This window comes from Winogradskyella alexanderae (genome assembly GCF_020166335.1).
Classification (GTDB): domain Bacteria; phylum Bacteroidota; class Bacteroidia; order Flavobacteriales; family Flavobacteriaceae; genus Winogradskyella; species Winogradskyella alexanderae.
The window spans coordinates 327817-348797 of the sequence record NZ_JAIUJR010000001.1; the positions used below are offsets into that span (position 1 = coordinate 327817).

Below are 20981 nucleotides of genomic sequence, written 5' to 3' on the forward strand. Positions count from 1 at the left end.
GCTTCTTTTTAAAGAATTTTTGTGATTGTTATTTCCTCATTACGAAATAAAAAGGATTGGTCTGTTGTTTTGCCGGCTATCAGTGTAGCTATTGGTGACGCCATTGAAATGGCAAAAAAATTTTGATTCTTAAGTTGTATTTCACCTACACTTGTACTTATAAAATAATTTGACAACGTGGTAAAGACAATGCTGCCAAGTGCGACTTTGCTATGCACTTGTCTTGGATTAATTTTATTTAAGATTTCAAATTGTTTTTGAATTTCTGCTAATTGTTGTCCGGCTTTTTCTCTTTCTAGCTGTAGCATTGCCCTACCCGTTTCATGCTTATCACCTGCCGTGTTCTTGGTCTCTGAAAGCAAAGCGTTCTGAATGCCTGAAATCGTTGTTTGAATAACTTTCAGTCTATCATTAAGAATATCTTGAGTACAGTTGTAGAGCTTTTGCTTTAAATTCATTCGATTAAATTTGCCAAATCCTTACCCACAATACTTCCAATGGCAACACCCATACCACCAAGCCTCACACCGCAGAATATATTATTACCCATTGGTTTAACTATAGATTTTTTCTGGTTTCCTACTCCCATAATACCAGACCAGCTATGTTCAATTTCAAATTTGTGACTAGGAATAATTGTCGTTTTTAATAATTCCTCGAGTTTGTCCTGAATCAATTCTGTTTCACCAAATTCTGTAGTTTCTTCGCCCTTAAAATCTAAGTTACGGCCACCTCCTAAAAGAATTCTATCATCAATATTTCTAAAATAATAATAACCTCTGTCTAAATGGAATGTACCCTTTATTTTCAAATTTTCTATAGGCTTTGTGATAAGTACTTGAGCACGTGCTGGTTTCACTTTCTCTTTTATTAGTTCACTTGCGAAGCCATTGGTTGCTACAAATACTTTTGAGGACTTAATCTCAAAAGCGTCAGTAATAATAATTGCTGAATTTAATCCATCCTCGATCGCATTTACGTGGCAATTATTCAATACTTTAATTCCGGAGTCAGAGGTTTTCTTAAGTAAGGACGCCATCATTTTCCCAGTATCAATTTGTCCTTCAAATTGGTTAAACACTAATGTATCCTCGATATAATTGAAGCCAAATGAATTTTCGTTAAATGAAAATACATCTTCACCGAACAAGGGCTTGAGGAACTTATTGATTGGATCCTTTGATTCCACGCATTTATGGTAAAGCGTCTCGTCTTCGTTCAAAAACAACTCATAACCTCCATAAGGCTTATAATCTATTTGATGGTCTCCTAGTGTCTCTCTTAAAAGCGCTAAACCGTTGATGCGCTTTGAAATTAACTGTAAAACCTCTTCTTCTGAATGATGTTCTAAATCATCGATAATTTCACTTAAGCTCCCAAAACATGCAAATCCTGCATTTTTAGTACTTGCACCTTGTGGTAATAAGCCTTTTTCTAACACAAGAATATTGGCATTGGGATAAATTCGTCTTAATTCGAGTGCACAACTCAAACCAACAATACCGCTGCCGATTATTGTAAAATCAACATCGGTTAACCACGTTTTTATTTCCCAATAGGATAAATTCATAACATAAAAAAAGCTCCTAAATTTAGGAGCTTTCTATTTAATCTTCAAGATCTTCTTTCATTTTAAAATCTTCCATGAATTTAGTGGTATAATTACCCGCTAAATAATCTGGATGATCCATCAGTTGTCTGTGGAACGGAATCGTAGTTTTTATTCCTTCAATAACGAACTCATCTAACGCACGTTTCATCTTATTAATTGCCTCTTCTCTTGTTTGGGCTGTTGTAATTAATTTGGCAATCATTGAATCGTAATTTGGCGGAATACTATAGCCAGCATAAACATGAGTATCTAAACGAACACCGTGTCCACCAGGAGCGTGTAAAGTGGTAATTTTTCCAGGAGAAGGTCTAAAGTCGTTATACGGATCTTCTGCATTTATACGACACTCTATGGAGTGTAAGTTTGGTGTATAATTCTTTCCTGATATCGGAACTCCGGCTGCAACTAATATTTGTTCTCTAATCAGATCAAAATCAATAACCTGCTCGGTGATTGGATGCTCAACTTGAATGCGTGTATTCATTTCCATGAAGTAGAAATTTCTGTGTTTGTCTACCAAAAATTCCACTGTACCTGCACCTTCGTAATTAATATATTCGGCTGCTCTTACCGCGGCCTTACCCATTTTGTCCCGAAGTTCATCTGTCATGAATGGCGAAGGCACTTCTTCCGTTAATTTCTGGTGGCGTCTTTGTATAGAACAATCTCTTTCGGATAAATGACATGCTTTACCTCTAGAGTCTCCAACAACCTGTATTTCGATATGGCGAGGTTCTTCAATAAGTTTCTCCATATACATATCATCATTACCAAATGCGGCTTTAGATTCTGTCTTTGCAGATTCCCAAGCTGCCTGTAAATTCTCAGCTTTCCAAACAGCCCGCATTCCTTTGCCTCCACCACCAGCAGATGCTTTAAGCATTACAGGATAGCCCATCTCTTTTGCCAATTTTTTGCATTCTTCAAAAGATTGGATTACACCATCACTGCCTGGCACGCAAGGCACTCCGGCAGCTTTCATTGTAGCCTTTGCGTTGGCCTTATCTCCCATTTTGGAAATCATCTCTTCTGATGCACCAATGAACTTAATACCGTGCTCCTCACAAATTTTTGAAAACTTCGCGTTTTCTGATAAAAAGCCATATCCAGGATGAATTGCATCTGCATTAGTAATCTCAGCTGCAGCAATAATATTTGACATTTTCAAATAAGATTCACTACTCGGTGCTGGACCTATGCAAACAGCTTCATCGGCAAATTTAACATGCAAGCTGTCAGCGTCTGCAGTTGAGTATACTGCAACTGTTTTTACACCCATTTCTTTACAGGTTCTAATAACACGTAATGCTATTTCACCTCGATTGGCAATCAATATTTTTTTGAACATAACTTTTGGTTTAAAAATTCAACTTCCAAACACCAAATTCCAAATAACTGGTTTTGGATTTGTGGATTGGAATTTTCAATTGTTATGAAGGGTCAACCAAGAACAATGGCTGATCAAATTCAACTGGAGAAGCATCATCTACAAGAACTTTAACGATTTTGCCTGTTACCTCGGACTCAATCTCGTTAAACAGCTTCATTGCCTCAATAACACATAGTACATCACCTTCTCTAATTTCTGTTCCAACTTCGACAAATACAGGTTTATCAGGTGATGGTTTACGATAAAACGTTCCTATAATAGGAGATTTTATGGTTATATATTTAGAATCTTCAGCTACTGGAGCTGGAGTACTAGATGCTTCAGAGGTGACAGGTGCGGGAGTTGGTGGCGCTGGTTGAGCCACAACTGGCGCAGCTGCTTGCATAGGCACTTGTTGCACAATTGTTGTTTCATTTTCTGATCCTGTTCTAATGGTGATTTTAACGTCATCCATTTCAAGCTTAACCTCACTGGCACCTGACTTGGCAACAAATTTAATTAAGTTCTGAATTTCCTTTAAATCCATAGTGTTTAGATTTTTATGTTAGTTAGTTTAATGTTGTGTATCGTAGGCCCATTTATAATAAATAGAGCCCCAAGTGAAACCGCCTCCAAAAGCTGCAAATATTATGTTATCTCCCTTCTTTAACTGCGTTTCATAATCACGTAAAAGTAATGGCAAAGTAGCGGAGGTAGTATTTCCATATTTTTGTATGTTCATCATTACTTTTTCGTCTTCAAGTTTAATTCTATGCGCAGTTGCATCTATGATTCGTTTATTTGCTTGGTGGGCAACTAGCCAATCAACATCATCATTGGTTAAATTATTTCTTTTAAGGATGCGCTCGGCCACATCGGCCATGTTAAAAACGGCATTTTTAAATACCGTTTTACCATCTTGGAATACGTAATGTTTTCCATCCTTAAATGTATTTTCGTTAATGGGATAAGAAGATCCTCCATATGTAGCTTGAAGAAATTCTCTCCCTTCTCCATTACTTCTTAGCAATTCATCTTGTAATCCCAAACTTTCATGGTTCGGTTCAAATAGTACAGCTCCGGCACCATCTCCAAAAATGATACAAGTTGCTCTATCCTGGTAGTTTATAAATGAAGAATTCTTGTCTGCTCCAATAAGCAATATTTTTTTATAGCGTCCTGATTCTATGTAAGCTGCTGCTGTAGACATACCAAATAAAAAACTTGAACATGCCGCTTCCAGATCGTATGAAAACGCATTTACTGCTCCAATTTTTGTTGCCGTATAGGCGGCTGTAGAGGCGGCTTTCATATCTGGGGTTGCTGTAGAAACAATAACCAGATCTATTTCTTTTGGGTCTAGATTAGTTTTTTGTATGAGGTCTTGAGCGGCTTTAATGGCCAAAAAAGAGGTGCCTTTTCCTTCTTCTTTTAGAATTCTTCTTTCTTTTATTCCAGTTCGGGTAGTAATCCACTCATCATTTGTGTCTACCATTGTTTCGAGTATTTTGTTCGTTAAAACAAATTCTGGAACGTAGCCTCCTACGGCTGTAATTGCCGCCGTGATTTTACTCATTATTAGCTTTTAGATTAATTAAAAATATTGAAAAAAGGCAGAAATTCTGTGGTTTTTGCCCTTTTTTCGGCAATTTTTGGCAAATTCTTATGCAAATTAAGTGGATTTTGCTCCATTTAAAAAATTAAAATAAAAAAAACGCTCACAAGTGAGCGTTTTATTGTATGCATGCATAATAGTTATGCTAAATTTTCTTCTTCAGACGTATTGTCAATAAGAACTTGACCCCTGTAATATAGCTTACCTTCGTGCCAATGCGCTCTATGATATAAATGTGGCTCACCTGTAGTTGGGCAAGTTGCTATTTGAGGAACAGAAGCTTTGTAATGAGTTCTTCTTTTATCTCTTCTTGTTCTTGATATTTTACGTTTAGGATGTGCCATTTCAAATGTTATTTATCCGTTAATAGTTTTTTTAAATTATTCCAACGAGGATCTATTTCCTCTGATTTTTTTGAATCATTTGGGTGTTTTGGACTCAATTCTTCTAATTTTGAAAGTATCTCAGATTGCAAAGTACCGTCCTCAATTCCTGGATGCACACGTTTCGCTGGTACCGCCAAAACAATTAATTCGTATATGTATTGTGCAACGTTGATTTCAAATTCTCCGTGAGGTACAATTAGAATATCTTCGTTATCATCGTTATAAGATTCTCCAAACTTAACCACCAATTTATACTTGTCCGAGATTGGTTGATTAAAAGGCTCGTTAGTAACATCACAATTAATGTTAACATCGCCTGTTGCAGTAAAATAGAGCTCTAACAACGTTGATTTCTTCAGGAATCTAATATCAATTTTGATATTAGCATCGTTAAAATCCTCATATCCAAAATTAGAAAAGAACGTATTATCAATTTGATAATCAAAATGGTGCTCTCCAATTTTTAGTCCTCTAAAAGGAATAAGAAATTTTTTCATTGCCTTCATTACCCACACATTTTGAGCGTGCAAATATATAAATTTTACTTTATTTTCCTCTAGATATTAACAAAAAATGTTTATATCTATTTTGTCACTTTCTTCAACGGGTTTTTACTGTAATGTCTGTATTCCTGTCTATTGCGGAAAATTTCAATGGCTGTGTATATTGCACGTTTGAAAGAAGTCTCATTTGCCTCACCTTTCCCGGCGATTTCATAGGCTGTTCCATGGTCGGGCGACGTTCTTACCCGGCCTAATCCTGCGGTATAATTAACCCCTTCTCCAAAAGCCAGTGTTTTAAAAGGAATAAGGCCTTGATCATGGTACGATGCAACAACAGCATCAAACGATTTATAAGTATTGGAACCGAAGAAACTATCTGCGGAGTAAGGTCCATAAACCAATTCGCCTTTATTTTTTATTTTTTCAATGGTTGGTCTTAATACTTCATCATCCTCTTTTCCAATAACACCACTATCTCCCGCATGTGGATTAACTGCTAGTACGGCCACTTTTGGTTTGGGTATGCCAAAGTCTTGCTTTAAGGATTTGAGTACAATATTAAGTTTGCTATTGATTAACTCTTCGTTTATGTGATTAGAAGCATCTTTTAAGGGCACGTGATCTGTTAGAAGGCCCACTCTCAAGTTATCTGACACCATAAACATCAAGCTTTTCCCTTCAAGTTCTTTGGCTAGATAATCTGTGTGCCCAGGAAAGTTAAAATCTTTGGATTGTATGTTGTGCTTGTTAATTGGAGCTGTTACCAATACATCTACGCTTCCCTCCTTTAACGCTTTGGTGGCTGCCTTCAGAGACCGTATGGCGTATTCTCCAATTTTAGTGTTTGCCCTGCCAAATTCTATCTTTACGGGCTCTTTCCAAACATTTACAACATTAACCTTTCCATGCACTACCTTATCTGCGTTATCTATATTGAAAAAACTTATTTTACTATTTAAATGATTTTTAAAGAATTGCATCGTTTTTCCAGATGCGAAAATTACCGGTGTGTTTAACTCTAGCATTCTCGTGTCTTCATAGGTTTTGATAATTATTTCAGGGCCAATGCCATTTAAATCCCCAACCGAAATCCCAACAATGATTTTTTTCTCCCGTTTCATACCAAATGATCCTATTTTTTAATTAAAAAACTACTCAGGAATTGTACTATGTGCGTAACTTTGTAAATGCAAATTTAACTAAATAAAGTACAACCATGTTTACCGGAATAATTGAAGATTTAGGAACAATAAAAAAGCTCGTTAAAGAAGGTAGTAACCTCCATATTACAATAGGTTCTTCTATTGCCTCTGAATTGAAGATAGATCAAAGTGTTGCTCATAACGGAGTTTGTCTAACAATTGTGGCAAAACAAGATAATGATTATACTGTCACTGCCATTCAAGAAACTCTGGACAAGTCTTCTTTGGGTGATTTAAAAGTGGGTGATAAGGTAAATTTGGAGCGCGCGATGATTCTAGGGGCGCGTTTAGATGGTCATATTGTTCAGGGACATGTAGATCAAACTGCAAATTGCACCTCTGTTACAGAAAAAGATGGTAGTTGGTTCTACACCTTTGAATATAATCCGAGTTTTAGCAATATTACAATTGAAAAGGGGTCTATCACAGTTAATGGCGTGAGCCTCACCGTAGTTAATTCAAAGCTTAATGAATTTTCTGTTGCAATAATACCTTATACTTATGAACACACAACATTTCACAGTATTAAAGTTGGTGATAAGGTAAATCTTGAATTTGATGTAATTGGTAAGTATGTTAAAAGACTGAACGAGTTACGTTTCTAAGTATTCTGTTTTTTAAGTCGTAAAATTCTATAAGCACCAAAGAAAATTGCTACAAAGAATAAGATTGCTACGCCGTTGTCAATTGGCAATCCAGGTGGAGGAGGTGGCATTGGAGGCGGAGGTGTCGCTCCCTGTGCCATAGACAAAAAGCCCATGAGAGAAAATAAGATTGAGGCTAACATATTTTTATTCTCCATATTGCTAAAAACGTTGTAAAAGTAACAAAAAAACTGAGCTCACAAAACAATTTAAACTAAAAAACGTCTTTTAACGGCAAATATTATCGACAAAGTGCAAGATAATGACAGGTGTTAGGGAAGAGTAGTCAATTATCAAACTTCAGGTTTTACAGCTAAAATTACATCAAAAATAATAGTATTGAATGAAAAAGAACTAATTATATAATACTATTTTAGAGCTCTAATGAGTTTATTGCACAGCATACTCTGAGAGCTTACCCGTGTAAATAAAAAAAAGACTCATGATTTTAATCAAGAGTCTTTTTAGATTGCTGTGGTCCCACCTGGGCTCGAACCAGGGACTTTCTGATTATGAGTCAGATACTCTAACCAACTGAGTTATAGGACCTGTTGGGGTTGCCAATTACTTTATTTCTAAAGAGTTTGCAATATTACTATATATTTTAATACTCTACAAGAAAAACAGCTCAATTTAGTCTGGACTGTCTTGACATAATTCAACCAACACACCGTTTGTTGACTTTGGGTGTAGAAAAGCAATAATCTTATTATCTGCCCCTTTTTTTGGTGTATCGTGAATCATTCTAAAGCCATTCAATTTTAGCCGTTCTATCTCTGCCTCAATATCGTCAACAGCGAATGCAATATGATGAATACCTTCACCTTTTTTTTCGATAAACTTAGCTATAGGGCTATCTTCATTAGTGGCCTGTAACAATTCTATTTTATTTGGGCCACACTCAAAAAAAGAGGTTTTAACACCTTCGCTCTCAACCTCTTCAATTTTATAATGCGGTTTGTCAAATAATTGTGCAAATAAATGGTTCGAAGAGTCTAGATCCTTAACGGCAATCCCAATGTGTTCAATTTTCTTCATTTTAACTATTTTGAATGGTAAAATTACAGCTTTATAAGGGGTTAAAAACATGATTTTTGTTATATAAAAATACTATTATCACTAAATATCATCTACTTTTGCACATATGGAGAGTAATAGACAGAAAAAAATAGCAACAGTCCTGCAACATGATTTAGTAGATGTATTGCAAAGGGCCGCATCAGAGGGTGGTCTCCGTGGGGTAATAATTTCTGTTAGCAAAGTAAACGTAACGGTAGATTTATCGATTGCCAAAGTCTATTTGAGTATTTTTCCAAATAAAGAAGCTCAGTCCCTCCTAGAAGGCATCAGATCTAATACCCCTTTAATTAGGCACGAATTATCACAGCGCACTAGGCATCAGCTTAGGCGTATGCCACAACTCGAATTTTTTATTGATGATTCATTAGAATATATTGATGGTATAGAACGCTCTCTTAAAGGTGATGAAAATCCCATAGATAATCCCGATTTATTAGGCAAGCGCAAAAAGTCTTAAGTGAATTTTTCCTTATATATAGCAAAACGATACCTTTTCTCAAAAAGCAGCAACAACGCAATTAATATAATGACTTTAATTGCGTCAGGCGGTGTAATTATAGCCTCTGCGTCCCTTTTCATAGTTCTCTCTGTTTTTGCTGGATTAAAGGACTTTAGTTTACAGTTTTCCTCTTTTGTAGATCCAGATTTAAAACTTTTGCCTTATACAGGAAAATCCTTTCATTTTACTGAAGAGAATTTAAACGCATTGAAGCAAATTAATGGAATTAACGCCCTTTCTTTCGTCGTTGAAGAACGCGTTATTATTAAATCTGAAAACAAAAACCTATTAGCAACACTAAAAGGGGTTGATGAGAATTACCTCAAAGTTACTGATGTTGATTCGTTGATCACTAAGGGACACTGGATCATAAGCGGAAACAATCAAGTCGTTTCGGGCTGGGGAATATCCAATAATCTCTCTTTTGGTGTTTTTGATTTTTTAAAACCACTCTCCTTGTACGTTCCAAAGCCAGGCAAAGGACAATTTAGCTCATTAAAAGGAGCTTATAATTCGGTTTCTGTAAACAATGTTGGGCTGTTTGATATAAATGAAGAGCTTAATAACGAATATATATATTCGGATATAGCAACTGCGAGAACACTCTTAAATTATAATAGTCATCAGTATTCGTCTATAGAACTAAAGTTAAAAGCTGATGTTGACGAAAACGCCCTAAGAAACGAAATACAAAGTCTGTTTCCTAATACGTTTGAGATTAGAAATAGACAACAGTTAAACGATGCCCTTTATAAAATGCTGAATACCGAAAACCTAGCAATATATCTGATCTTTACTTTGGTTATTATAATCGCCCTTTTTAACGTAATAGGAGCTATAATAATGATGATTCTAGATAAAAAACAATCTCTAAACACACTATTTAATCTTGGTTTGGATGCACTATCTATAAAATCTATTTTCTTTTTTCAAGGCAGCATAATGACTACTCTGAGTGGAATGATAGGTGTTGGCCTAGGTTTTGTAATCGTGCTTTTACAACAAAGCTTTGATTTGGTTATGTTAACACCAGACCTGCCATATCCGGTAAGGATAAAACTTGTAAATGTGATAATTGTAATTGCTACGATTTTAGTTTTAGGAATTTTTGCGTCAAAGATTGCCTCTCAGCGCATTAATAAGCAATTAATAAAAGCAGCGTAATCTAGGCGAACTGATAATTGGAAAACTTTTCTAATACCTCATCAAAGGCAGCAAAAACGTCCTTAGAATAATCGCTTGTAACCATCTTCATTCTGTATTCCTTAAAATTTGGGATGCCCTTAAAATAATTGGTATAGTGCCTTCTGGTTTCAAAAACGCCTAATTTTTCGCCTTTCCAATCAATAGACATTTTAAGATGACGTCGCGCTGCTTCGACGCGTTCTGGCATTGAGATAGGGGGTAAATGCTCGCCTGTTTTAAAAAAGTGTTTTACTTGCTTAAAAAACCAAGGATTACCAATTGATGCTCTTCCTATCATAGCGCCATCAAGTCCATACACGTCTCTCATTTCTACAGCTTTTTCAGGACTGTTAACATCTCCATTCCCAAAGACCGGTATGTGCATTCTGGGATTGTTCTTTACAGCAGCTATTGGTTTCCAATCTGCGCTTCCTTTATACATCTGTGCTCTAGTGCGACCATGAATAGAAATAGCTTTTATTCCAACATCTTGTAATCGTTCAGCAACTTCTACAATTTTTATTGAGTCGTGGTCCCACCCTAATCGTGTTTTTACAGTTACGGGTAAATTTGTGCGCTTTACCATTTCAGCGGTTAACTTTTCCATTAGGCAAACATCTTTTAATATCCCTGCACCCGCACCTTTGGATACCACTTTTTTTACAGGACACCCAAAATTAATATCAATTATATCGGGATTTGATTTTTCAACGATATCAATAGTTTGGAGCATGCTTTCCATATTGGCGCCAAAAATTTGGATGCCAACAGGACGTTCTTTTTCGTATATGTCAAGCTTCATGACGCTTTTGGCCGCATTGCGAATTAAGCCCTCACTAGATACAAATTCGGTATAAACTACATCTGCACCTTGTTCCTTACAAAGTGCACGAAACGGCGGATCGCTCACGTCCTCCATCGGAGCCAATAGCAATGGAAAATTTCCAAGTTCTATGTTGCCAATTTTTACCAAAGTGGATGGTTTTGGTGCAAAACTAATGTTTTTTAAAGAAAGTGTTAGTAGTTAACATCCACTATGCCAACAGACAAGGTAAGTTCTTCGCCTTGTGCGCTTATCACAGTTCCTTCAAAAACTGCGTTAAAAGAAAAATTGTTGCTAATTAGCGTATTAAATCTAAAATTATTTACTCCGGGATAATAGGGAAAATATTCAGTTCCATCTACTTTGATGACAAACTCCAAAAAGGTATCTATTCCTGTTACATTCTCAGGTACTTCAAAAGAAATGCTGTGGTTGCCAAATAAGGCCGCTCCATAGACTGATATTATCTCATTGGAATAAGAAATTGTTTTGTTTGCAAAATCAATGTTCTGCAAGCCCGCTGTTACCCTCAGCACATCAGCGGATAATAGGCCGCAATTGCCCAATTGATTAATAATAGCAGCCAAACTTCCGTCTGGGTCACCACATTCTAAAATTTGGTCCTCTAGTGCACGTCTGTAATTAAGGCAAGATTGAATGTCTTGATTGCTTTGGTTATATGCTATTTCTGCTTCGCGCGTGGCCTCTCTTAGTGTGCAATTGAACAAAGCAAAATCTTTTGTCCAAATAGAGGATGTTTTTTTAATTATTGTTGCACCATCTGAAATCGATGTGTTTGAATTAGTCAATGTTTCGTCTTGCCTAACAATAAGGGTTTCTCCATTTTCTGAAACTATAAAACTACTAATCTGTTCGCCCAGCAGATAAATCGTATTTTCTTCTTCTGCGGTAATATTAAATAACGATTGCTCGAAAACAACCTCTTCGCTATTTACTGAATAACCATATGTTGAATCAACATCTGCATTAGTATAAAAATTACTTGTTTGTTCAATGCCATTAACTCTCAGCCTAGCATTATAAGTATAATCACCTCTAACTCTAAAGTTATCATCATCAAAAGTTAAGGTGTAATTAGAAGCAGTACTAAATACTCTCATTTCCGTACTAGGTGATTGATCTTCGGCGCTGGGCAAATAAGATACCTCCGCATTAAACTCGACGAGATGCCATTCTCCAAGAATTCTCGGATTAAAGCTTAAGGCACTAATATCAAAGTCTACAGGTTCGTTGTCACAATTAAATGAAAACAACAACACAAATAGACAGCAGAATGTAGCTATCTTTTTCATTTGAAGAAAAGCAATCTTTTCCTCAAATTTAAGAAAAATCAAAATATCTCTATTTGCAAATAATTAGAACTTAACCTTGGTTTCGATTTTCTGGTCACCACGTAAAACCGTAATATCAGCTTCGTCGCCATTGTCAAATATAGAAAGTGCCCTCATGTAACTCATCATGTCCGTTACCATGCTGTCTCCCAGCTTAATCACAATATCTCCTTTTTGTATTCCCGCATTAAAAGCAGGAGTATCTTCCCTTGTACCATCTATACGCATACCTTCTCCGTCATACAAATAATCTGGAACAACACCCAAACCAACCTTAAATCGTGGTGTTTCTTCGCTTTCATTCTTTGTTGTTCTAAAGGCCAATTCACCATTATCGTCTAAATCTGAAATTATATCAAAAATATAATCTGAAATTAGGCTCATACCTTTGTAATTCAGCTTATCAGAATCGTCGCTTGGTTTATGATAGTCTTCGTGTTGACCAGTGAAAAAATGTAAAACTGGGACATCTATTAAATAGAATGATGTATGATCACTTGGTCCTACCCCGCTTTCATTTTCAATGAGCTTAAATTTTTCATTATGTGAATTTATGGTTTGTTTAAACAACGGTGAAGTACCAACACCATAAACCGCAAGTGTATTATCGTTTTTTAAGCGACCAACCATATCCATATTAATCATGTAATTGATAGATTCCGCAGAAATTGTAGGGTTTTTGGAAAAATAATTTGAACCTAACAATCCCATTTCCTCTCCAGAAAATGCCAAAAACATATAGTTGTTTTTATCCCTTATTTCTGATTGGTCGTTTTTGATTTTTAACCTACTTGCAAGATTTAATAATACCGCTACCCCACTTGCGTTGTCATCAGCTCCATTATGCACCGCTTTTTCTTCACCTCGATAAAGCGAACCTTCGCCACCATATCCTAAGTGGTCGTAATGCGCACCAATAATAATTGTTGTTTCCGCATTATTATTTATATAACCGATGACGTTATTCCCTGTGATTGTACTGTCTGAATTTTTACTAAACTCAACTTCTTTATGCGGATCTGTTTTTGGTTTGAAAGAAAAGGGTTGTAAAAAACCGTCTGTACCTTTTGGTTCAAGACCAATTTCTTTAAATCTGGAAACCAAGTATTTAGAAGCCTTTTCTTCACCTTCTGTCCCTGTTTGTCTTCCTTCAAGTTTATCGTCGGCTAAAAAGACAACATCTTCCTTAATTTTATTTACTGCAACCTGAGGTTTGTTCTTACAGGCCCATAATCCTGCTAAAACAAATAAAAACACTATTTTTTTCATTTTGAAGTCTTATTTTTGCGCAAAATTAGGCAATAAATGCCACTTATTATAATTGATTGCGATGAATAGAATAGTTATTTTACTATTGGTTTTGGTAACGTTTTCAGCATGTAAAAACGATGCTTCAAAAGCACCAAACAACCGAGTTGAGATTGAAGCAGATTCAACAATTACTAATCCATTAATATACCCTGAAGAGAAAAACTTTAAATCACTAAGACAAGTTACTTTTGGTGGAGATAACGCTGAGGCCTATTGGAGTTTTGACGATAAACAGTTGGTATTTCAATCAAACAATCCAAAATGGGGTGTGAGTTGTGATCAAATGTTTTTAATGAATGCAAACGAAACCCTTTCGGATTCAATTGCGCCTCCGATGCTGAGCACAGGAATGGGGCGAACAACCTGTTCTTATTTTTTACCTGACAATAAACATATTATATATGCTTCAACCCATCTAGGTGGCGAGAAATGTCCCGATGTACCAACCAAAGAAAATGGAAAATACATCTGGCCTATATACGACACTTACGATATTTTTGTAGCTGATTTAAATGGTAACATTGTTAAACAATTAACCAATGAGCCAGGATATGATGCCGAGCCAACGGTATCTCCTAAAGGCGATAAAATTGTATTTACATCAACAAGAAGCGGAGACCTTGAGCTTTACACTATGAATATAGATGGTTCAGACGTGAGACAAATCACTGATGAATTAGGTTATGATGGTGGCGCGTTTTTCTCTCCTGACGGCACTAAGATTATCTTTAGATCATCTCGCCCAAAAACACAAAAGGAAATAACAGAATACAAGGAGTTACTGTCTAGAGGTTTGGTAGAACCAAGTGATATGGAATTGTTTATTTGTAATGCTGATGGCTCTGATTTGCGACAATTAACTTTTCTTGGCAATGCTAACTGGAGCCCGTTTTTTCATCCTAGTGGAGAGAAAGTTTTATTCTCCTCTAACTTTGAAAGCGAAATTGGTTTTCCTTTCAATCTTTACATGATTGATGTAGATGGTAAAAACTTAAGGCGTGTCACACACGGTAAGACCTTTGAAGCGTTTCCTGTTTTTTCTAATGATGGTAAGTATTTGGTGTTTTCTTCAAATCGAAATAATGGCGGAACAAGGGATACCAATCTCTTTATAGCTGAGTGGCAAGATTAATTTAAGTCTTTGAGTCGGTCGCGCTCCTCTGCGTCTGTCGTACGTTCATTTGTTGATAGCCCTGTGTTGCCAAATTTATAACTAAATCCTAACCGAATAAATCTGTTGTCCATATCTAAAAAGCTAGAGCTAGATTGATTCAAATAACTTATTGAAGATTCATAATCTTGAGTATTGAAGATATCCTCTACACCAAGTGACAAAACTCCTCTTTTATTAAAAATTACTTTTGAAATGTTTATGGCTGAAATCAACCTGTTTTCTACAGTTTGAAGGCGCTGTAAATTTCGGTTGGACCACTCTAAATTAATATCAATATTTAAACTATTGTCTTCAAGCAGGAACAAGGTATTCTTTAGAATGCTGTAATTAGACCATTGTTCTTGTTTTACAAAGCCCTCCCCAAAATCAGTTTCCTCTGTTATATTATAAAAAGAGGTAAGGGCAAAGATGCTCCACCTATTTGAAATGTTATAATCAAAAACAAAGTCGAATCCAAAATCGACCTTATTCTCCAGATTTGTTGGTGTAAATGCTACAATGTTAGTTACGTTATTCTGTCTCGGCAATTCTACAATATCGCCATCATAACTATCATAATAAGCTTCAACAGTAAAATGCTCGAGAAAACTTACTCCGATTTTATATTGATCTAAATATGTTGGGATTAAATTTGGGTTTCCTAATACCACTGTATTTTCGTTAATAAAAAACGAAAATGGATTCAAATTTGTGTAGCTAGGACGACCAATGCTTCGTTTGTAATTACTATAAACTAATAAATTTTCGGAAACGCGGTGCGATATACTTAAATTAGGAAACCAATTCAAATAGTCCTGAGTGTTGTTTTGGGCCAGCGACAAAGACGCACCTTCAATATTAGATTGCTCAACCCGAAGCCCTAAATTTATGTCCCATTTTTCCCAAGACTTACTATAGTTGACATAGCCAGCAAAAACTTTTTCATCATATTTAAAAGCATCTGAATTATCAGTATTTATAACCTCTTGGTTGTTGAATATATCTAGTCTAGTTATGTCACTGTCCGTTTTAACATTAGAATATTTAATGCCAAGGTCTAAATTTGAATTATCATCAGTAGCTAAATTAAAATCAATGCTTCCTGTTAAAATATCTGTTTCCTGGTTGGCAAGTGTATTAAATTCTGAACTGTTAATAAACATATTGTTAGCATCAAAAAAGTTGCTTAACACGTTCTGGTCTCTTTGGTAATTGTATGTTGTATAGTGGCCATTAAAAACAATACTTGCCTGGCCACTGAACTCATGACTGTATATTAGATCTGTACCAATATTGTATTTATCATCCCGCGAAAGATTGTCTGCCGTAAATCGAGAAAGAAAACTTTGATCACTATCAAAAATAGTTGTGTTGTTGGCTATTTTATATTTAAAATAGGGCATGTATAAAGCAGTACTTGTAAGACTAAGAGTATTCTTTTCGTCAATAAAAAAATCAAAGTTTAAGTTTAAATTATGGTTTTGCGACCATGTGTTTCTATTAACACCGGATTTCCAAATCTCATCAACTTCATTATCAGTATCTAAGAAGTTTACATTGTCGTCCTGATCTCTGTTGATTTTGTTCTGTGAATAACTGTAATTAAGGTTAAGGTTAATACTATTGTTCTTAAAATAATGGCTTGTACCTGCATTGTATCTGGGAAAAACACCTTGCGTATAGTTTGTAAATACAGAACCTCTATAACCGGTTACCAAATTCTTGCTCATTACAATATTTATCACCGAGCCACTATCTGCATCATAACTTGCAGGAGGGTTTGTAATGACTTCAACGGATTTAATACTGTTGGCTGGAGCACTTTCCAATAACTGAATTAACTCGTTTGGTGTGAGTTGCACTCTTCTGTTGTTAATATAAACTGTAGCAGGAGCGTTTTTAATGTTTATACCACCTTCTGATACAATTACACCCGGGGTATTTTTCAACACGCCAAGTGTAGAACCTTCAACAAGTGCTGTATTTTCAATATTGAAAACTAAACGGTCTGGTTTTCTGGTTATTGTTGGTTTTTTGGCGATAATATCAATCTGCTCGAGAGTTTCTGCAGATTCAACTAAGGAAATAGTTTTTAAATCTAGATTTCCAGTCAAAATAATTCGTTGTCTATAAGAGTCAAAACCAATAAAACTTACTATTAAATCGTATGTGTTTTTGTTGAGGTTTCTCAACTCAAAATTACCAAGGTTATCGGTAGAAGTTCCGCTAACAATATCCCCTTCAATATTGTTAACGATGACATTTGCAAACTCAATTGGATTGTTGTCACCATCTACCACTTTTCCGATAATTGAAAAACCTTGGGCGTCTGCATAAGATGAAAATGCAATAGAGCAAATGAATAAAAGTATTCTCGAGTAGGCGATCATTAGCTAGGTTTAATGCGCAATATAAAGATTGTTTTTTAGAATTAATTACGGTTTTTACACAATTCAGCCTTGCCTAATTGTACAATATGGTAACGTTTTGCGCTGTAAATGACTTATATTTGCATCCAAAATTATTGCCATAGAGAAAGATAAATGAAGCATATTCGTAATTTTTGCATAATTGCTCATATAGATCACGGAAAAAGCACTTTAGCTGACAGGCTACTAGACTTTACAGGATCCGTTACAGATAGAGAAAAACAAGATCAATTGTTAGACAATATGGATCTTGAGCGTGAGCGCGGTATTACCATTAAATCTCATGCAATACAAATGGAGTACAATTATAAAGGCGAAGATTATATTTTTAATCTAATTGATACTCCTGGCCATGTTGATTTCTCATATGAGGTATCAAGATCTATAGCGGCATGTGAAGGCGCTTTGCTTATTGTGGATGCGGCACAAAGCATACAGGCTCAAACGATCTCTAACCTATACTTGGCTTTAGAAAATGACCTTGAAATCATTCCCGTACTAAATAAAATAGATCTTCCTAGTGCCAACCCAGAAGAAGTTACGGACGATATTGTAGACTTGCTTGGGTGTGACCCTTCGGAAGTGATACCTGCAAGTGGTAAAACTGGGCTTGGTGTAGAGAATATTCTTGAGGCAATTATTGAACGTATTCCACCACCAAAAGGTAATGTTGACGAACCTTTACAGGCATTGATTTTCGATTCTGTTTATAATCCTTTCCGTGGCGTTGAGACCTATTTTAGAGTAATAAACGGCTCCATTAGAAAGGGACAAAACATAAAGTTTATCAACACTGGTAAAACCTATTTTGCAGATGAAGTTGGCACGCTCAAGCTAAAACAAGTGCCAAAAAACGAAATAAAAGCAGGTGATGTTGGATATTTAATTACTGGTATTAAAGACGCAAGAGAGGTTAAAGTAGGAGACACTATTACCGATGCTAAAAATCCAACCACAAACGCAATTGAAGGATTTGAAGATGTAAAGCCAATGGTCTTTGCTGGGATTTATCCTGTAGATACCGAAGACTATGAAGAGCTTCGTAATTCCATGGAAAAATTACAACTAAATGATGCTTCCTTAGTTTTTCAGCCTGAAAGCTCTGCTGCCTTGGGCTTTGGCTTTAGATGTGGGTTTTTAGGAATGCTGCATCTAGAAATTATACAGGAACGGCTTGAGCGTGAATTTGACATGACTGTTATCACTACGGTTCCTAACGTTAGTTACTACGCTTACACAAACAAGAATCCGGACGAAATCATCATTGTTAATAATCCTTCTGATTTACCGGAGCCATCAACACTAAACAGAGTAGAAGAACCTTATATCAAGGCTACAATTATCACCAAATCGGATTTTGTTGGTCCCGTAATGAGCCTTTGTATAGAGAAACGTGGCCAGATTACCAACCAGACTTATCTAACAACTGAGCGTGTGGAGTTGAGTTTTGATATGCCTCTTGCTGAAATTGTTTTTGACTTTTATGATCGTTTAAAAACAGTATCAAAAGGTTATGCGTCTTTTGATTATTCTCCTATTGGCATGAGAGCATCCAAGCTAGTACGTGTAGATATATTATTGAATGCTCAAACTGTTGATGCCCTTTCGGCATTGGTGCACGCAGATAATGCATACACTATTGGAAAGAAAATGACAGAAAAACTTAAAGAGCTTATCCCAAGGCAACAATTTGATATTCCTGTTCAAGCGGCTATTGGAGCGAAAATTATAGCGCGCGAAACCATAAAAGCACTTCGAAAAGATGTTACGGCTAAATGTTATGGTGGTGATATTTCGCGTAAACGTAAACTTTTAGAGAAGCAAAAGAAAGGTAAAAAGCGTATGCGTCAAGTTGGAAACGTTGAAATACCACAGCAGGCTTTCATGGCGGTTTTAAAGCTTAATGATTAGGCGACCGACTTTCCTAAGTAAACTAATTTACTTTTGGTGTCTATTTCCTTAGCCATTTTAGCATCAATGGATGGAATAATATGAATGTCACCGCTACCTGTTTTTACAAATAAGGGAACTTGATCCTTATTTGCCTTTATCTTTTCTAGCAAATTATTATAGTCTTCGGTATTTTTAATCTTTATTTCTCTGATCTGAGGGTATTTTTCAGAGACTTCCGCTAGGCTATTGAAATCATCTGACAGAGTAAATAAGCCATCTTCTGACGATATTCCTCCTGCTTCAAGCTCTATTTTGGACGCTATCCTAAACGATCCGTGTTCACCAAATTGTTCTCTGTATTTTTCCACAGCATACCTGTTTATATCAGCATTACCTGTTAATGCCAATAAGTAGCCCACATCATTTAATTCAACATTATCTGCCAATTTATCCGAATAAATATTTTCAGTATGTGCTTCCATACCCATTTCCTTGGCCTTGTTAACATTGTCTAGATTACTATCTACTAATACAACGTGCCTTCCGTTATCTACCAAGTACTGTGCTATTAAGCGAGATACTTTAGACGCCCCTACAATTAAAATCCCTTCTGACTTTGTTAAGAAAACACCAGAGACTCTAGCAAATAATCGAGCCGTGGTTGCATTTAACAAGACGGTGCCTAAAACAATCATAAACACTAAGGGTGTAATGTATTCCGCCCCTGTAATGCCCTGAGAGCTTAATTTGCTACCAAAAAGTGAGGCAATACCTGCGGCTACAATACCTCTAGGGCCTACCCAACTGATAAATACTTTTTCATTGGTCTTTAGTTTAGAGCCTTGTGCGCTTATAAATACCGCCAGGGGTCTAACAAATAGAACAACAGCTAAAAATAAGGCTAAAGTTTCCCAGCGGTATAGCAACATCATATCATCATAATTTATGTTTGCTGCTAGAAGTATGAATAAAATTGAAATAAGCAATACACTAAGAGACTCTTTGAAATAAAGCAGTTCTTTAATATTGTCTAGTTTGCTGTTTCCTATTACCATTCCCATTACCACAACGGCTAACAACCCCGACTCGTGAGCAAATACCTCTGACTCAATAAAAACCAGCAAAACAACAGATAGCGAAACAACATTCAATAAATAGTGGGGAATAAATTTCTTGTTAATAGCAAATACGAGCGCATGAGCAAATGTAAAACCAAAGGTTGTTCCAAAAAGTACAATTTTACCAAATTCCATTAATGCTGTTTGGGTAAAACCCGCTTCGCCTCCAACGGAGATAAATTCAAACACAAGTACAGCAACTAACGCTCCAATCGGATCGATCAGTATCCCTTCCCATTTAAGAACTGCCGAAACATCTCGTTTCAATGGGATATTTCTTAAAATTGGTGTTATTACTGTTGGCCCAGTGACAATTATAAGTCCAGAAAAAAGAAAGCATAGATCCCAAGACAATCCAAAAAGGTAATGGGCCAAGACAGCACCACCAAAAAATGTAACTGTTGCGCCAAGGGTTATAAGCTTTGTGATAACTGGTCCTACATTTCTAATTTCACTGCGTTTTAATGTTAGGCCTCCTTCAAAAAGAATAATACTAATAGCTAAAGACACAAAGTAAAATAACCCTTCGCCCGGAAAGAGTCCTTTTTTACCATTCCAAATAGGCTCTATCCATTTAGTGCCATCTTCGTTGATAAACTCTGCCGCGATAGGTCCGACTAATAACCCTATTAAAATTAATGGTAAAATTGCAGGTATCTTAAATTTCCACGCAACCCACTGTGCCAATATACCAAGAATAATTATGCCTGCTAATTCAACCATTCATGTTTGTTTTTTGATGTTCTCGAAAATAGAGTTTTTTTTGCAACTCAAAAAATCCTAATAAAACCTTAAGATTTAAGGCCG

At 36.0% G+C, this 20981-nt stretch carries 20 protein-coding genes and 1 tRNA gene; 5 read left to right on the forward strand and 16 right to left on the reverse strand.

All coding sequences use genetic code 11. The annotated features are described in order from the left end of the window. Positions 1-8: 8 nt before the first annotated feature. The 8 genes from LBU54_RS01430 to pdxA all read right to left on the reverse strand — a co-directional run bounded on the left by LBU54_RS01430 (position 9) and on the right by pdxA (position 6606). Positions 9-458 (reverse strand): 3-oxoacyl-ACP synthase, encoded by a 450-nt coding sequence (locus tag LBU54_RS01430; protein WP_224524544.1) that lies wholly within the window; start codon positions 456-458, stop codon positions 9-11. Beyond that, entirely contained in the window at positions 455-1570 is a 1116-nt protein-coding gene (locus tag LBU54_RS01435; RefSeq protein WP_224524547.1) for an NAD(P)/FAD-dependent oxidoreductase, read from the reverse strand. The genes LBU54_RS01430 and LBU54_RS01435 overlap by 4 nt, the downstream gene beginning before the upstream one ends. Before the next feature lie 37 nt (positions 1571-1607). After that, positions 1608-2960 carry an acetyl-CoA carboxylase biotin carboxylase subunit gene (accC, locus tag LBU54_RS01440; protein WP_224524550.1) on the reverse strand — a complete coding sequence of 451 codons (1353 nt, stop codon included), beginning with the start codon at positions 2958-2960 and terminating at the stop codon, positions 1608-1610. Between the two features lie 82 nt (positions 2961-3042). Then, complete coding sequence (gene accB / locus LBU54_RS01445) at positions 3043-3528, reverse strand: acetyl-CoA carboxylase biotin carboxyl carrier protein (protein WP_224524554.1); 486 nt, start codon at positions 3526-3528, stop codon at positions 3043-3045. Positions 3529-3555: 27 nt separating this feature from the next. Next, positions 3556-4557 carry a beta-ketoacyl-ACP synthase III gene (locus tag LBU54_RS01450; protein WP_224524559.1) on the reverse strand — a complete coding sequence of 334 codons (1002 nt, stop codon included), beginning with the start codon at positions 4555-4557 and terminating at the stop codon, positions 3556-3558. Between the two features lie 179 nt (positions 4558-4736). Continuing rightward, complete coding sequence (gene rpmF / locus LBU54_RS01455; RefSeq protein WP_114301863.1) at positions 4737-4940, reverse strand: 50S ribosomal protein L32; 204 nt, start codon at positions 4938-4940, stop codon at positions 4737-4739. An 8-nt stretch (positions 4941-4948) separates the two neighbouring features. Further along, the gene (locus LBU54_RS01460) at positions 4949-5488 is read right to left on the reverse strand and encodes a YceD family protein (RefSeq protein ID WP_224524561.1); all 540 of its coding nucleotides are present in this window, start codon (positions 5486-5488) and stop codon (positions 4949-4951) included. 77 nt (positions 5489-5565) lie between these two features. Next, the gene (gene pdxA / locus LBU54_RS01465; protein WP_224524565.1) at positions 5566-6606 is read right to left on the reverse strand and encodes a 4-hydroxythreonine-4-phosphate dehydrogenase PdxA; all 1041 of its coding nucleotides are present in this window, start codon (positions 6604-6606) and stop codon (positions 5566-5568) included. Between the two features lie 95 nt (positions 6607-6701). Between pdxA and LBU54_RS01470 the strand changes: the two genes are divergently transcribed. Continuing rightward, positions 6702-7292, forward strand: coding sequence for a riboflavin synthase (locus tag LBU54_RS01470; RefSeq protein ID WP_224524569.1), 591 nt, complete (start codon positions 6702-6704; stop codon positions 7290-7292). Here the strand turns inward: LBU54_RS01470 and LBU54_RS01475 are convergent. From LBU54_RS01475 to mce, 3 genes are all read right to left on the reverse strand, one after another. Then, entirely contained in the window at positions 7289-7489 is a 201-nt protein-coding gene (locus LBU54_RS01475; RefSeq protein WP_224524572.1) for a hypothetical protein, read from the reverse strand. The two genes, LBU54_RS01470 and LBU54_RS01475, sit on opposite strands and share 4 nt — an antisense overlap. Before the next feature lie 317 nt (positions 7490-7806). Then, positions 7807-7880, reverse strand: a tRNA-Ile gene (locus LBU54_RS01480). Between the two features lie 84 nt (positions 7881-7964). After that, positions 7965-8369 carry a methylmalonyl-CoA epimerase gene (mce, locus tag LBU54_RS01485; RefSeq protein ID WP_224524575.1) on the reverse strand — a complete coding sequence of 135 codons (405 nt, stop codon included), beginning with the start codon at positions 8367-8369 and terminating at the stop codon, positions 7965-7967. A gap of 106 nt (positions 8370-8475) precedes the next feature. Here mce and rbfA point away from each other — a divergent pair, with 106 nt between their 5' ends. Continuing rightward, positions 8476-8868 (forward strand): 30S ribosome-binding factor RbfA, encoded by a 393-nt coding sequence (gene rbfA, locus LBU54_RS01490; RefSeq protein WP_224524577.1) that lies wholly within the window; start codon positions 8476-8478, stop codon positions 8866-8868. Beyond that, positions 8869-10074 carry an ABC transporter permease gene (locus LBU54_RS01495; RefSeq protein ID WP_224524579.1) on the forward strand — a complete coding sequence of 402 codons (1206 nt, stop codon included), beginning with the start codon at positions 8869-8871 and terminating at the stop codon, positions 10072-10074. A gap of 1 nt (position 10075) precedes the next feature. On the opposite strand, the gene dusB is transcribed toward LBU54_RS01495, so the two are convergent. The 3 genes from dusB to LBU54_RS01510 form a co-directional block, all read right to left on the reverse strand. After that, positions 10076-11068 carry a tRNA dihydrouridine synthase DusB gene (dusB, locus tag LBU54_RS01500; protein ID WP_224524584.1) on the reverse strand — a complete coding sequence of 331 codons (993 nt, stop codon included), beginning with the start codon at positions 11066-11068 and terminating at the stop codon, positions 10076-10078. Positions 11069-11112: 44 nt separating this feature from the next. Then, positions 11113-12231 (reverse strand): hypothetical protein, encoded by a 1119-nt coding sequence (locus LBU54_RS01505; RefSeq protein WP_224524587.1) that lies wholly within the window; start codon positions 12229-12231, stop codon positions 11113-11115. A gap of 63 nt (positions 12232-12294) precedes the next feature. Next, on the reverse strand, positions 12295-13539 hold the full coding sequence (locus tag LBU54_RS01510) for a M28 family peptidase (protein WP_224524591.1): 1245 nt from the start codon (positions 13537-13539) through the stop codon (positions 12295-12297). A 61-nt stretch (positions 13540-13600) separates the two neighbouring features. Here LBU54_RS01510 and LBU54_RS01515 point away from each other — a divergent pair, with 61 nt between their 5' ends. Then, positions 13601-14713: a TolB family protein gene (locus LBU54_RS01515; RefSeq protein WP_224524593.1), complete on the forward strand. Its 1113-nt coding sequence runs from the start codon at positions 13601-13603 to the stop codon at positions 14711-14713. Here the strand turns inward: LBU54_RS01515 and LBU54_RS01520 are convergent. After that, positions 14710-17124, reverse strand: coding sequence for a TonB-dependent receptor domain-containing protein (locus LBU54_RS01520; protein ID WP_224524596.1), 2415 nt, complete (start codon positions 17122-17124; stop codon positions 14710-14712). The genes LBU54_RS01515 and LBU54_RS01520 overlap by 4 nt on opposite strands. Before the next feature lie 153 nt (positions 17125-17277). Between LBU54_RS01520 and lepA the strand changes: the two genes are divergently transcribed. Then, positions 17278-19074, forward strand: a complete 1797-nt coding sequence (lepA, locus tag LBU54_RS01525; protein WP_224524606.1) for a translation elongation factor 4 — start codon at positions 17278-17280, stop codon at positions 19072-19074. Here the strand turns inward: lepA and LBU54_RS01530 are convergent. After that, a complete protein-coding gene (locus LBU54_RS01530; RefSeq protein ID WP_224524609.1) occupies positions 19071-20897 on the reverse strand; it encodes a cation:proton antiporter in 1827 nt (608 codons plus the stop codon). The two genes, lepA and LBU54_RS01530, sit on opposite strands and share 4 nt — an antisense overlap. Positions 20898-20981: the final 84 nt, after the last annotated feature.